Genomic DNA, 13,881 nt, shown 5'->3' with positions numbered 1-13,881 from the left:
ACAAACCGGTGGCTGCGGGGAAACTTGCCCACATGCTGAATGAGCCACAGGAGTAGATCATAGGCTTGCGTGACGAGCGCCGGCTCCGCCGGCGCTCGCCCCTCTCCACACCTCTCCCCCCCGGGGGGGAGAGGTGTGGAGAGGGGAGTCTTCGGATTCAGAACTCACAGGGTCACAGGGCCACAGAACACAGAGTTATTTCGGACCGTCCTGGGCGCAACGGAAGCCAACATTCGCAGACCGTCACGGCGGGACGCTCCCGAGCCGATTAGCGGATCGGAGCCTGACCGGGTCATTGGTCCAGGACCCGCCACGGAGCACCCGCCCCTCACCGCTGGACGGCCCGGTCGGATTGCGTTGAGGGCTCCGCCCGTAGTAGTCCGCGCCGTACCAGTCCGCCGTCCACTCCCACACGTTCCCCGTCGTGTCGTACAGCCCGAAGGGATTCGGCTCGAACGAGCCCACCGGCGCGGTCCGCGCGTAGCCATCGTCGTAGCCGGTCATGATCGTCCAGCCGGAGAACTGCCGCTTCGCCGTCTCATCGGCGATATTCGCCACGCGGCGGGAGCCGGGATGCCCGTCGCCCCACCAGTAGGTCGTCCGCGTCCCGCCCCGGTTGGCGTACTCGAACTCGGCTTCCGTCGGCAGCCGCTTCCCCGCCCACCGGCAGTACGCCTCCGCATCGTCCCAGGAGACCGCCACGACCGGATGCTCATCCCGATTGGTGACGAACACCGTCTCGCCCCCCTCCGGCTTCCGCCAGCTCGCCCCGCGGATCTCTTCCCACCTCCCACCTGCGGTCACTCCCCACGCCGTGCCTGCCTTCTCCGCCGTCGTCTCGTAGCCGGTCTCCCGGACGAACTGCTGGAACCGCTTGTTGGTCACTTCGTACTTGTCCAGGTAGAACGCATCCAACGAGACCCGGTGGACCGGCTTCTCATCAGGCTCCCCCTCCGTGCTGCCCATCAGGAACTCGCCCGCCGGGATCAGGACCATCGGGGCGCCGTCCTTGCCCGTGAGCTCGCGTCCCGCTTGCCGCGGCGCTTCGAAGGCCGGCGCCTTCGCCACCTGGATCTCGGCGGCGATCTGCTGCTTGAGCGCCTCGACCTCGCCCACATGCGGGTTGTCGTCGGCAAAGTCCGCCAGGAACTTGTCCAGCGCCGCCAGGCGCTTCTCCTTCGCCACGCCGGTCTTCCCCGCGAAGGCCTGCACCTTCGCCCAGGCCTGCTCGCGCTGCTCCGCCAGCCGCGCCAGCGCCTCGTACTGCTCGTAGGCGCCGAGATCCACCCCCTGGGCCGGCGGCGCGCTCAGGCTCGGCGCGCTCGGCCGGGAAGAGGGCGGCACCGGGCCGCCGCTCGCGGACACCAGCCGGAACACGAACTGCCCGTCCTCGTCGCCCGCGTGCTTCAACGGCTGGCTCAGCGGCTGCTGCTCGGAGTTGTTCCGCACCACCCGCGCGATCGCCTTGTAGATGTCCGAGGGCGCCACGTACGGCTCCCGATTCTCCCGGAGGAACTTGAGGAAAAAGTAGGCGAAGACGCTGTGCCCGTCCTTCCCGTCGTCCGCCACCGGCTGGTTCATCCCGGAGGTGAGCCCCCAGCGCGACTTGTTCGCGTACAGCGTGGCGTAGAACCGATCGTCGATCGGCGGCAGATCGCGGGCCTGCCCGAACAGCGTCCCGCTGAAGCAGGAGTCCGCCACCAGATAGACGTGCTTGGCCTTCATCCCGGCGATGTAGTCCCGGATCGAGGCGTTGGTGATGTAGGTGCCGGGCGACTTTTCCCGGCCGTCCACCGGCACCCACCAGCCCCGGGTCTTGCCCGCGTCCGTCTGCCCATGGCCGGCATAGTAGATCAGCACGCTGTCGGGCTCCCCAGCATCCTGTCCCAGACGATAGAGGGCGTCCTCGATCGCCGTGCGCGTCGCCTGCTCGTCGAGCAGGGTCACGACATGGTCCGGCTTGAACCCGTACCGCTGGACCAGGACCTCGCGGACGGCCTGCGCATCCCGCACCGCCGTGGTCAGCGGCGGGACATGCCGGTACCGGTCAATGCCGATGATCAGCGCCCAGTACTCGCCGCTGATCGGCACCACGGGCGGTGCAGCCCGCGGCGTGGCAGCGAGGTCGCGCTGGTCGGCGCGAAGCGGCGCGACGGAATCGAGCACGAGCAGCAGGGCGGCCAGGAGGCCGAGCAGAAATCGACAGCGCATGCGGCACCTCGCGGGTCGGCTCACCCCAGAAGAGACAACCACGATGGGGCATCCCGGCCACACGCCGTTCGCCCTGAGCCGGTCGAAGGGCCTGTCCACCCACGACCGCCCGTTCCTGGTTCGACGGGCTCACGACGAACGAACCGGGGGATGCCACCTCGGCCATCGTCCGGGACGGCGGTATTGTAGCGTGCCGGCCGTCGCCGTCAAGGGGGAGCCTACCCCGCCCGCCCCCCCGACGCCCATACGCCGAATGGCGTACGTGGTCGGCCGGAGGCATGCTCACGAAGCGTCTGGGGGATCGTCTAGCCCGCATGGTTCATGAGCGCTTCTGCTGCAACCGCGGATTCGCGGCTGCGACAAGCCGGCATGCGACTGCCGTGCAGGCTGGCGGGCTCGCCGCTCAGACCCTCGACGTACGGTTTCAAGTACGCCTCGGGTCTTCTCGGCTCCACGCGCCCGCCGGCTTGCCGGCCCTGGCGCCGCGCGGTGCGCCCGGCCGGGCGTGGGCCCCCGCAGGGACCTGAGCTACTCCATGATCACCGCCACCTCGACCCGGCGGTTGGCGGCGCGGCTCTCGGGCGTGAGGTTGTCGGCCACGGGACGGAACTCCGCGAACCCCGAGGCCGACACCCGCTGCGGCTGGAGTCCGAACCGCTCCGTCAGCAGCCGCACGACGGCGACGGCGCGGCCGGAGGAGAGCTCCCAGTTCGACGGAAACCGCGCGGTGCGGATCGGCACGTTGTCGGTGTGCCCCTCGACCCGGATGTCGCGGATCGGCTGGCCGGTCGTGCCCAGCGACTCCGCCAGCGCGCCCAGCAGCGGCAGCGCCTCCTCGCGCACCTCCGCCCGGCCGCTCTCGAACAGCAGGCTGTCCTCGATCGCGATCGTCACCCCGTCCTGCACCTCGGTGACCGTGATGCGCCCCTTGAACCGGTCGTCGCCCGCGACCTTGGCGAGCACGGCCTTCACCTGCTGCATGAACTGCATCCTCGGGCTGATGGCGGGGATGATGGCCGATTCCGAGTTGCCCAGCTCGTACCGCCGGTTCGAGGCGGACGCGTCCAGGGGCACCAGCGCCTCCTTCATGGACTGGCTGAAGACGCGGAACTTCCCCTCGTTGATCATCGAGACCGAGTACATCACGACGAAGAAGGCGAACAGCAGCGTGATGAAGTCCGCGTAGGACACGAGCCAGCGCTCGTGGTTCTCGTGCTCTTCATGGCGGCTCGGCTTCGCCATGTCAGCGGCCTTCCTTCGTCGGGCGCTGGCTCTCGGGGAGGTAGCCCTCCAGCTTCTCCTGGAGCAGCCGCGGGTTCTCGCCCTGGGCGACGCCGACCAACCCCTCGATCACGACCAGCTTGGCGACGCCCTCCCGCTTGACCTTCAGCTTGATCTTGTTCCCGAGCGGCAGGAAGAGCAGGTTGGCCGAGGCGACGCCGTACACCGTCGCCACGAAGGCCACGGCGATGCCGCCGCCGAGCTTGGAGGGGTCCGAGAGGTTCTCCATGACGTGGATCAGGCCGAGCACGGCCCCGATGATGCCGATGGTCGGCGAGTAGCCGCCCGCGGCCTCCCAGACCTTCGCCGCGGTCACGGCTTCCTCCTCCTCCTGCACCAGCTCCGTTTCCAGGATCTCGCGGATGACCTTGGCCTCCGTCCCGTCCACGATGAGCTGGAGGCCCCGGCGCAGGAAGGGGTCGTGGATGTCCTTGAGCCGGCCCTCGAGCGCGAGCAGGCCCTGCTTGCGGGCGAGGTTGCCCAGGTCCACGATCCGTCCGATCTGGGCCTTGACGTCGTGCGGCGGGTCGAAGAAGGCGAGCTTCAGCAGGCCGAGGCTCTTCATCATCACGGACAGGGGATGCTGGACGAAGATCGCGCCCAGCGTGCCGCCGATGACGATCAGAAAGGCCGTGAGCTGGAGGATCGAGCCGACGTGGCCGCCCTCGAGGACCTGGCCGCCGAGAATGGACCCGAGCGCCACCGCGATCCCGAGGATCGTCAGGATGTCCACGGCGCCTTCCCCCTACCGACCGAAACGGACCGTAACGGACGTCAACCGGCCTCGCGTCGGGCGCCGCGCGCGCGGTCTGTTGCGGTCGGCGCGAGGCTCTGCTATGGTAGCGGCCGACCACGCACCCGGAGGCGCCATGACGACGGCCGACAGCCTGCTGCTCGAGGCGAAGCAAGCGATCCTGGAGGAACAGCACCGCCGGTTCCGAGAGCTCCAGGCGGAAGGACGCCTCGACGAGGCCCTCGCGCAGTTTCGGGTCACGCTGGCCTGCGCCGCCGACCTCCTGACCCACTCCGTGGGCCTGCTCCAGCGCGTGCTCGCCCCCCCTGCGCCGCCGGACCGCCCCGTCCCGCCCGGCGGCCTCACTCCCTGACCCCGTCCAGCGCCGCCTGCTCGGCCGGGGTGAGCAGCCGGTTGAGATCCAGCAAGGTCAGCAGCCGGTCGTTGATCCGGCCGACCCCCTGGATGAACTCCGCCCCCACCGAGGAGCCCAGCGACGGCGGCGGCTCGACCGCGCTCCGCGGGATCCGCAGCACCTCGGTCACCGAGTCCACGATCAGCCCGACCACCCGGCCGCGCACGTTCACGACCACGATCCGCGACCGCGAGGTCCGCTCCGCATCCGGCACGCCGAAACGCCGCCGCAGGTCCAGCACCGGGATGATGCGGCCGCGCAGGTTGATGACGCCCTCCACGAAGCGGGGCGCCTTGGGCACCCGGGTGATGTCCACCATCCGGTTGATTTCCTGCACGCTCAGAATGTCCACCGCGAACTCCTCGCGGTCGAGCCGGCACGTGACAATCTGGATGAATTCGTCGCCGTCCCCCCGCTCGGCGTCCGCGCGTTCCACCGGCGCGGGCCCGCTCCGAGACGGCTCGGCCTGTTGGGCGATCATCGCGTCACTCCCTCCCACCGCGCACCGGGAACCGCCGGGCACCGACCGGCCCCCGCACGTCGCCGGTCGCGCTCCGCCGGTCGCCGGTCACGCTTGCTCGTCGGTGAGCTTGAAGCCGCCCACCATGGCCTTGAGGTCGGTGGCGAGCTGGCTGAGGTCGTGGCTGGCCCGCGCCGACTCCGTCGCCCCGCCCGCCGTCTCCCGCGTCACCTTCGCCACCGTCTCCAAATCCCCCGCGATCTGCTGCGTCGCCACCGACTGCTCCTCCGCCGCCACCGCAATCTGCCGGATCATGTCCGCCGTCCCCGTCACCATCTCCGCGATCCGCGCCAGCGCCTCCCCCGTCCGGTTCACCAGCGCCACCCCGCTCGTCACCTTCTGCGTGCCCTCCTCCATCGAGGCCACCGCCCCCTTGGTGTCCTGCTGGATGTGCCGGATCATGTCCCCGATCTCCTTCGTCGCCTTCGTCGTCCGCTCCGCCAGCTTCCGCACCTCGTCGGCCACCACCGCAAACCCCCGCCCCTGCTCCCCCGCCCGCGCCGCCTCGATCGCCGCGTTCAGCGCCAGCAGGTTCGTCTGGTCCGCGATGTCCTCGATCACCCGCACGATCTCCCCGATCTGATCCGACGACTTGCCCAGCGCCGCGATGATCGCCGCCGACTGCGTCACCGCGTCGGAGATCTGCTGCATCCCCGCCACCGTGCTGGTGACCACCTCGCGCCCGCCCTGGGCCGTCTGCACGGTCTCCTGGGCCATGGCGGCGGCCTTGCCGCTGTTCTGCGCCACCTCCCCCACCGTCGCGTTCATCTCCTCCACCGCCGTCGCCGTCTGCGCCGTCCGCGCCGTCAGGCTCTCCGCCCCCTTCGACATCTGCTCCGACGTCGCCGAGAGCTGCACCGCCGCCGACGCCACCCTGTCCGTCACGTGCGCCACCTTCCCGATCATCGCCTGGAGCCTGGGCACCACCTCGTTGAACCGCCGGCCCAGCCGGCCCAGCTCGTCGCCGCTGGTCACCGGCACCCGGACCGTCAGGTCGCCCTGCGCGAGGAGGTCCATCCCCGCCGCGAGTCGGCGGATCGGGATCAGCAGCCGCCAGGCGAGCAGCAGGGAGAAGGCGATCGTGCTCGCCACCACCAGGCCCAGGGCCGCCGTCGCCGTCATCCGCATGGTTCCCAGCCGCTGCTGGGCCTCCTTCGCGAAGCCGTCCTCCAACACCACCATGGCGGCGACGACGGCCTCGTCCCGCTTGAAGAACTCCTCGAGGAAGGTGTTGCCGACCACCCGATCGAATTGAATGTAGGCCTCCGCCATCTTCAGGCCCTGCTCGAAGAGGGCCGCCAGCGCGGCGTCCACCGCCTGGAGCCGCCCCTTGACCTCGGCGGAATCCGCGTACTGCTGGCCGAGCCTCTTCGACTGCTCCCGGTACCGCTCGTACCGCGCCTTGACCGCGTCCTGGGCCTCGGGTTGCTGGGTCAGGCTGTATTCGCGCAGCCCCATCCGCACCAGGTTCGCCTCCAGGCGCAGCGCCGCCACGTCCCGGGCGCCGGCCGAGGCCCTGGCCGCCTGCTCGGCCGAATGGGCATTGAAGAGCAGGATGCCCACGATGGGGCAGAGCGCCAGGCCCAGCCCCATCAGGATCTTCGTTCGCAGTCCGCATCGCTGGATGATCGACCGATGCTCCGCTCTTGCGTCCATGGCCACCCCCGTTCCTCCCCCCGCGGAGAGGCGGTCGGCTGTCCGGCGACCGGCCAGCCGCACCTACTTGACCGGCATCACCACGCTGATGGCGCCGGCGAGATCCCCTTCCTTGTACCCTTCCTTCTTCATGCCGGTGATGTCTTTCTCCCCCGCGGGCGTGCCGTGGCAGGCCAGGCAGGATTTGGCGGCGTACTCGGGAGACAGGTACCGCATCACCTGCTTGCCCTCCATGGCGACCGTCTTCACGTATTCCTTGCCCTTGGGATACCCGGGGTCCGAAAACTGCTTGAGGATCTCGCTTTCGAAGTCGTCCGGCTTGTTGCCGGCGAACCGGTAGTGGAGGGACGTCTGCTTGAGCCGGATGCCCGTCTTCTGCCCGAATTTCTCACCCGCCTTCCGGCCCCAGAGCGCCGGGAGGAACCCCTTGAACCCGATGCCCGGCTTGTTGATCAGCGGCTGAGCCTCGCCGACCACCTCCTTGCCGGATTCGAGCAACGCCGTCAGCAGCCTGCCCGCTTCGCCGGCCGGAGGCTTGCTCAGGTCAATCTTGGCCGTTTCCTTGTATTTCGCGATCCACTTCTCCTCGAAGTACTGGGGCGTGAACCCCTTGTCGCTCTTCCCGGCGTCGTTGATGAGGTCCTGATGGTCCGACACGACCATCCGGCCCGCCTTCAGCAGCTTCACCAGCAGGTCGGCGGTCTTGGCCTCGTCCGCCGCGTACCCCAGCCCGCCCCCGCCCACCAGCCCGATCAGCGTCAGCGCCGCCACCGCCCCGAGTCGCGTCCTCCTGGTCATGGCATCCTCCCTGGATACAAGGGAACTCCCCGCGGGTTCCCGGTTGAACGGTCAAGGGTCGTCCGTCCTCCCCCAAGGGCCGTCGCGTCGCTCGGGTCCTGCCGGCGCCGGTCCACCGACCGGCCTGCTGCCGCCCTACCCGATCCGCCGCTTGTCGGCCGCCGCGATCTTGAAGTTGCCGACGATGGCCTGGAGGTCGGTGGCGAGCTGGCTGAGGTCGTGGCTGGCCCGCGCCGACTCCGTCGCCCCGCCCGCCGTCTCCCGCGTCACCTTCGCCACCGTCTCCAAATCCCCCGCGATCTGCTGCGTCGCCACCGACTGCTCCTCCGCCGCCACCGCAATCTGCCGGATCATGTCCGCCGTCCCCGTCACCATCTCCGCGATCCGCGCCAGCGCCTCCCCCGTCCGGTTCACCAGCGCCACCCCGCTCGTCACCTTCTGCGTGCCCTCCTCCATCGAGGCCACCGCCCCCTTGGTGTCCTGCTGGATGTGCCGGATCATGTCCCCGATCTCCTTCGTCGCCTTCGTCGTCCGCTCCGCCAGCTTCCGCACCTCGTCGGCCACCACCGCAAACCCCCGCCCCTGCTCCCCCGCCCGCGCCGCCTCGATCGCCGCGTTCAGCGCCAGCAGGTTCGTCTGGTCCGCGATGTCCTCGATCACCCGCACGATCTCCCCGATCTGATCCGACGACTTGCCCAGCGCCGCGATGATCGCCGCCGACTGCGTCACCGCGTCGGAGATCTGCTGCATCCCCGCCACCGTGCTGGTGACCACCTCGCGCCCGCCCTGGGCCGTCTGCACGGTCTCCTGGGCCATGGCGGCGGCCTTGCCGCTGTTCTGCGCCACCTCCCCCACCGTCGCGTTCATCTCCTCCACCGCCGTCGCCGTCTGCGCCGTCCGCGCCGTCAGGCTCTCCGCCCCCTTCGACATCTGCTCCGACGTCGCCGAGAGCTGCACCGCCGCCGACGCCACCTTGTCCGTCACGTGCGCCACCTTCCCGATCATCGCCTGGAGCTTCTCGATGAAGACGTTGAACCAGCCGCCCAGCTCGGCGATCTCGTCGCGGCCGTCCACCGGCACCCGCTTGGTCAGGTCTCCGTCGCCCTCGGCGATGTCCCGCGAGATGGCGGTCATGGCCCCGAGGGGCCGGAGCACGATCAGGCGCAGCATGACGTAGGTCGTGAGGAGGACGCCGAAGACGGCGGCGACGATGGCAAGCCCGGTCCCCTGGATGGACCGCGTCGAGGCCGCCTGGGCGTCGGCCATCGGGATCGAGATCGAGAGCAGGCCGAGGACCTCGCCCACCTGCTTGCCCTGGTGGCAGCCGACGCAGGCGGCGGCCGTCGCCTTGTCCGGCGTCGCGCGCCGGAAGATCGGGGTCCCGTTCACCTCCTCGACCCGGGCGAAGGAGTCGGCGCCGGCCATGATCGCCTTGAGCGCCTCCTCCTCGAAGGGTTCCTTGGGCGAGTTGGCCGGGTTCAGCGGCGTCGCGCTGATGAGGCGCGCGTCGAAGACCCCCTTGCGGCTCAGTTCCTCGGCGATCTCGCGCGTCGCCGTGGCCGGCAACGGAATCGCCTCGGTGTTCCCCGCATGCTCCTTCGTCACCTGGATCTCGGCGCCCACCCTGGAGCCCTTGACCTTGGCGACGTAGTTCTTGGTGATGTAGGCGCGGGTGACCTCCACCTGGGCCTGGATGACCTTCGCGCGCATCTCCAGCATCATGAGAATCTTGCTCTGTTCCTGCCGGTACACGAAGAACAGGCCGATGCCGGCCACGAAGGCGGCGATTCCCATCCCGAGCAACAGAAACTTGGGGCCGATCTTCATCCTGCTCAACCACTTCGCCATGATGTCCCCCCCTAGAATTTGTGGACTCTGCCGAATAGCCGGATGCCGCGACGGCTTTCCTCTGCTGTTTGTCATCGCGGCGAAAGCCGGAATCCAGGGCCCTGGTGGTACGCGACGGAGCCCCGACTGGGCCCCGGCTTTCGCCGGGGAGACGGACGGTGTTTACACCATGTTCATGATTTCGCCGGCGATCAGGGGCAGCGGCACGACCTTGTCGGCGATGCCGGCGTCCACCACCGCCTTGGGCATCCCATAGACCACGCAGCTCGCCTCGTCCTGGGCGATGAGGCGGCCCTTGGCGCCCCGGAGCGCGCGGGCTCCCTCCAGGCCGTCCTGCCCCATCCCCGTGAGGATGACGCCGATGCCCCGCTCGCCGTACACCTCGGCGACCGACTTCAGCATCACGTCCACGGACGGCGCGTGGAGCAGGCCCTCGGTGTTCGGGCTGAGGGCGATCTCCACGCTGGTCGCCCGCCGTCGGACGAGCCGGCATTGCAGCCCGCCCGGGGCGATCAGCGCCACGCCGGGCGTCACCGCATCTCCTTCCGCCGCCTCGCGCACCTCGATCCGGCAGGCCTGATTCGTCCGCTCGGCGAACGGCTTGGTGAAGAACTTCGGCATGTGCTGGACGATCACGACGCCGGCCGGAAAGTCGGCCGGCAGCAGGGGGAGCAGGTCCATGAGCGCCTGCGGCCCCCCCGTCGAGCATCCGATCGCCACGACCTTGCTCCCGCGGGTGGCCGCGACGGTGCCCGACGACAGCCGGGGGGCGATTGGCGCAGGCGACCCGGGGACGCGGGGGCACGGGGAGGCGGAGTTCCCCCCTTCGCCCCCTCGCCCGGTCTCCCCATCGGCTCCCTCGCGTGCCCCCCCCCGCGCCGCCGGCCGGGCGTGGATCTTGCCGGCCGCGCCGGCGGCCGCGATGACCTTGCCGAGCAGCTCCTGCCGGATGGTCGTGATGTTGGTCGCGAGCCCGTCGAGCTGCTTGGGGATGTAGTCCACCGCGCCCAGTTCCAGCGCCTGCAACGTCTCGCTCGCCCCCTCGACGGTCAAGGAGCTGACCATGATGACCGGCACCGGGCGGACCGCCATGAGCCGGCGCAGCGCCTCCAGGCCGTTCATGCCGGGCATCTCGACGTCGAGGGTCACCACGTCGGGATGCAGCTCGGCGACCTTCTGGACCGCCTCCTCGCCGTTCCGGGCGACGCCGGAGACGGCGACCCGGGGATCGCCCTCCAGCATGGCGCAGAGGGCCTTCCGCATGAACGCGGAGTCGTCCACGACCAGAACCTGGATCGGTGCACCCATCGGCATGGCCTCCGGCCCGCGCCCTTACGGGCCCTCGCGGCAGTACTTGACGATGACCTCGCTCAGGGCCCTCGGCTCGAACTTCGCGACATAGTCCGTCGCCCCGACCGCCTTCCCCTTGGCCGCGTTGCAGGACCCGGTCAGCGACGAGTGCAGGACGACCGGCAGCCAGGCGAACCGGGGGTCGTTGCGGATCTGCTTGGTCAGCGTGAAGCCGTCCATGTCCGGCATCTCGACGTCGCTCAGCACGAGCTGGAGCTCCTCCCGCAGCGGCCTTCCCGCCCGCTCCGCGTTCGCCGCGAGCTGCTGGAGGTGGTTCCAGGCCTCCAGCCCCGAGATCGTCTGGATGTAGTCGATCCCCAGCCGCTCCAGGGTCTTTCGGATCTGGGTGCGGGCCACGACCGAGTCGTCGGCGAACAGCACGCGCTTGGATTTCACCGCGGGCGCCGCCTCCACGCCGGCATAGACCTCCTCGTCGGGCCGCGGGCAGAGGTCCGAGAGGATTTTTTCCACGTCGAGGATCAACACCATCTGGCCGTCGTCCAGCATCGCGACCGAGGTGACGGCCCCCTTCGCCGTCTCGCGGACGATCGGCGGCGGCGGCTTGATCTGCGTCCACGAGAGCCGGAGGATCCGGTCCACCCCGGTGACGTGGAAGGCCTGGAGGCTCATGTTGTACTCGGTGACGATGAGGTTGCCCGCGCCGGCCTCGCCCGACCGCGTCGCCGCCCCCTCCCCCTCGAGACCGAGGGTCCGCCGGAGCCCGATCACGGGCACCGTCGTGCCCCGGATGTTCGCCACGCCCTCAACGCGCGGGTCGGCCTCGGGCATCCGGGTGAGCGACGGGAATTTCATGACCTCGCGGACCTTGAAGACGTTGATGCCGAAGACCTCGCCGGTCCCGACGTGGAAGAGGAGCAGTTCCATCTGGTTGGCGCCGGCGAGCCGCGTCCGCCCGTCCACTTCCTTCATGAACGTTGACATGAATGCCTCGCTGCCCGCTCCTCGGTCTTCGCCGAGCGAGGGGCGTCCCTTCCCACCCGTGACCCGTGGCGGCGGACGACCTTCCGCCTCACGCTGCGGCGGTCCGGACCATCCGGCCGTCCTGCACCAGCTCCGCGATGTCGAGGATCAGCACGACCTTGCCCTCGCCGGTGATCGTCGCGCCGGCGATCCCCTTGATGTTCGTCAGATAGTCCCAGAGGGACTTGATGACGACCTCCTCCTGGGAGCGCAGCCGGTCCACGACGACGCCGACCTGCTTGTCCCCCATGCCGGCCACGACGACGTAGAAGCGGTCGCGCTCGGGATCCACGGGGATCTCGAACTCGTCGGCGAGGCGCAGCAGCGGCAGCACCCGCTCCCGCAGGTGCAGCACCTCGCGGCCGTTGATCGTCTTGATGTCGGCCCCGGTGATCTTCACCGCCTCGATCACGGAGCCCAGGGGGATCGCGAAGGTGGCGCGCCCGACTTCCACCAGGAGGGCCTGGATGATCGCGATCGTGAGCGGCAGCTTGATCGTCACGACGCTGCCCTTGCCGGGCTGGGACTCGACGTCCACGGAGCCGTTGATCCGCCGGATGTTGGTCCGCACGACGTCCATGCCCACGCCCCGGCCGGAGACGTCCGTGACCTGCTCGGCGGTGCTGAAGCCGGGGAGGAAGATCAGGTTCATGACGTCGCGCGGGTCCATCGTCGCGAGCTCGGCCTCGGTGACGAGGCCGCGGGCCGCCGCCTTGGCCTTGATCTTTTCGACCTGGAGGCCGCGCCCGTCGTCCGCGATCCGGATGACGATGCTGTTGCCCTCCTGGGAGGCGGAGATCCGGACGACCCCCTCCGGGTGCTTGCCGGCCGCCTGCCGCTCGGCGACGGACTCGATGCCGTGGTCCACGGCGTTCCGCACCAGGTGCACGAGCGGGTCGCCGATCTCGTCCGCGACGGACTTGTCCAGTTCGGTCTCCTCGCCCTGCAGCTCGAGCCGGACCTGCTTGTGCAGCTTCTGCGAGAGGTCCCGGACCATGCGGGGGAACTTTGCGAGCACCTTCCGGATCGGGAGCATCCGGGTCTTCATGACCGCGAGCTGGAGGTCGGTCGTCACCAGGTTGAGCTGCGCCAGCGTCTCGCCCAGCTCCCGGACGTGCGGGTCGTTCTCGTGCGCCTGCTCTAAGCCCCCGCCGATCTTCATCAGCCGGTTGCGGCCGAGCACCAGCTCGCCGACCAGGTTCATCACCGTGTCCAAGCGGCGCGTTTCCACGCGGATCGTCTGGTCCTCCTCCCCCGCGTGGGGGACCTTGGCCTGCTTCTGGAGCGCGGCGTCCACGGCCTTTTCCGAGACGACCCCCGCCTGGACCAGCACCTCGCCCAGCAGCGGCTTTGCCGCCTCCTGGCGGTCCAGCGCCTCCAGCACCTGCGCCTTCGTCGCCTGACCGTCCTGGACGAGGATCTCGCCGAGCCGGCTGGCGACCTGGGCGAGCGTGGCCGCGAGCGTCCCCGTCGGCGCCGCAGGCTGGGGCGTCTCGCTCGCCGCGGACGCCGGCGCGGCGGAGGGCTCCGGGGGCGGGGCGTCGGGCGTTGCCGGAGCGGTGCCGCCCGCCAGTACGGCGTCGAGCTTGTGCGCCACCGCCTCGGTCGGCACGTGCTGATCCGTGCCCGATTCGCGGATATCCGCCATGATGAGCTTGATCACGTCCACGGTCTCGAGGATCACGGTGATGACCTGCGGCGTGACCGTCATGTCCCCCTGCCGGAGCCGGTTCAGGACGCTCTCGGCGCGGTGGGTCACGTCCACCAGCCGGGTGAAGCCCAGGAAGCCGGCGGAGCCCTTCATGCTGTGCATCGCGCGGAAGATCTCGTTGAGGAGCTCGGTGTTGGTCGGATCGGACTCGAGCGTCACGAACCGCTGGTCCAGCAGCTCGAGCATCTCCTGAGACTCGACGAGAAATTCGTTCTGGATTTCCGCCAACTCGTCGCTCATCGCTCCTCCCGCTCCTCACCCCGGTCCGTCACCCCGCCGGATGTTCACTCTGGTCCGTCACCCCGGCGGACGCCGGGGTCCAGTCCGTCACCCCGCCGGATGTTCACTCTGGTCCGTCACCCCGGCGGACGCCGGGG

Annotated in this window: 11 protein-coding genes; 1 reads left to right on the top strand and 10 read right to left on the bottom strand. The window is 69.7% G+C overall.

The window, feature by feature from the left end; all coding sequences use genetic code 11:
- Positions 1 to 243: 243 nt before the first annotated feature.
- The 3 genes from AC1U7O_RS02600 to AC1U7O_RS02590 form a co-directional block, all read right to left on the bottom strand.
- Positions 244 to 2,211, bottom strand: coding sequence for an SUMF1/EgtB/PvdO family nonheme iron enzyme (locus tag AC1U7O_RS02600; protein WP_479893012.1), 1,968 nt, complete (start codon positions 2,209 to 2,211; stop codon positions 244 to 246).
- Positions 2,212 to 2,739: 528 nt separating this feature from the next.
- Positions 2,740 to 3,453, bottom strand: coding sequence for a flagellar motor protein MotB (locus tag AC1U7O_RS02595; RefSeq protein WP_479893011.1), 714 nt, complete (start codon positions 3,451 to 3,453; stop codon positions 2,740 to 2,742).
- A 1-nt stretch (position 3,454) separates the two neighbouring features.
- Positions 3,455 to 4,225 carry a flagellar motor protein gene (locus AC1U7O_RS02590; protein WP_479893010.1) on the bottom strand — a complete coding sequence of 257 codons (771 nt, stop codon included), beginning with the start codon at positions 4,223 to 4,225 and terminating at the stop codon, positions 3,455 to 3,457.
- Positions 4,226 to 4,361: 136 nt separating this feature from the next.
- Here AC1U7O_RS02590 and AC1U7O_RS02585 point away from each other — a divergent pair, with 136 nt between their 5' ends.
- Entirely contained in the window at positions 4,362 to 4,598 is a 237-nt protein-coding gene (locus tag AC1U7O_RS02585; protein WP_479893009.1) for a hypothetical protein, read from the top strand.
- Here the strand turns inward: AC1U7O_RS02585 and AC1U7O_RS02580 are convergent.
- From AC1U7O_RS02580 to AC1U7O_RS02550, 7 genes are all read right to left on the bottom strand, one after another.
- On the bottom strand, positions 4,588 to 5,121 hold the full coding sequence (locus tag AC1U7O_RS02580; protein ID WP_479893008.1) for a chemotaxis protein CheW: 534 nt from the start codon (positions 5,119 to 5,121) through the stop codon (positions 4,588 to 4,590). The genes AC1U7O_RS02585 and AC1U7O_RS02580 overlap by 11 nt on opposite strands.
- A gap of 87 nt (positions 5,122 to 5,208) precedes the next feature.
- Positions 5,209 to 6,816: a methyl-accepting chemotaxis protein gene (locus tag AC1U7O_RS02575; RefSeq protein WP_479893007.1), complete on the bottom strand. Its 1,608-nt coding sequence runs from the start codon at positions 6,814 to 6,816 to the stop codon at positions 5,209 to 5,211.
- 63 nt (positions 6,817 to 6,879) lie between these two features.
- Positions 6,880 to 7,614, bottom strand: a complete 735-nt coding sequence (locus AC1U7O_RS02570; protein WP_479893006.1) for a Tll0287-like domain-containing protein — start codon at positions 7,612 to 7,614, stop codon at positions 6,880 to 6,882.
- A gap of 135 nt (positions 7,615 to 7,749) precedes the next feature.
- Positions 7,750 to 9,462, bottom strand: coding sequence for a methyl-accepting chemotaxis protein (locus AC1U7O_RS02565; protein ID WP_479893005.1), 1,713 nt, complete (start codon positions 9,460 to 9,462; stop codon positions 7,750 to 7,752).
- Between the two features lie 162 nt (positions 9,463 to 9,624).
- The gene (locus AC1U7O_RS02560) at positions 9,625 to 10,770 is read right to left on the bottom strand and encodes a protein-glutamate methylesterase/protein-glutamine glutaminase (protein ID WP_479893004.1); all 1,146 of its coding nucleotides are present in this window, start codon (positions 10,768 to 10,770) and stop codon (positions 9,625 to 9,627) included.
- Positions 10,771 to 10,794: 24 nt separating this feature from the next.
- Positions 10,795 to 11,754, bottom strand: coding sequence for a chemotaxis protein (locus AC1U7O_RS02555; protein WP_479893003.1), 960 nt, complete (start codon positions 11,752 to 11,754; stop codon positions 10,795 to 10,797).
- An 88-nt stretch (positions 11,755 to 11,842) separates the two neighbouring features.
- On the bottom strand, positions 11,843 to 13,744 hold the full coding sequence (locus AC1U7O_RS02550) for a chemotaxis protein CheA (protein ID WP_479893002.1): 1,902 nt from the start codon (positions 13,742 to 13,744) through the stop codon (positions 11,843 to 11,845).
- Positions 13,745 to 13,881 lie beyond the last annotated feature (137 nt).

This window comes from Candidatus Nitrospira neuquenensis (assembly GCF_979578155.1).
The sequence above is the reverse complement of the archived record's forward strand: the minus strand, read 5'-3'. Positions and strand labels throughout refer to the sequence as shown.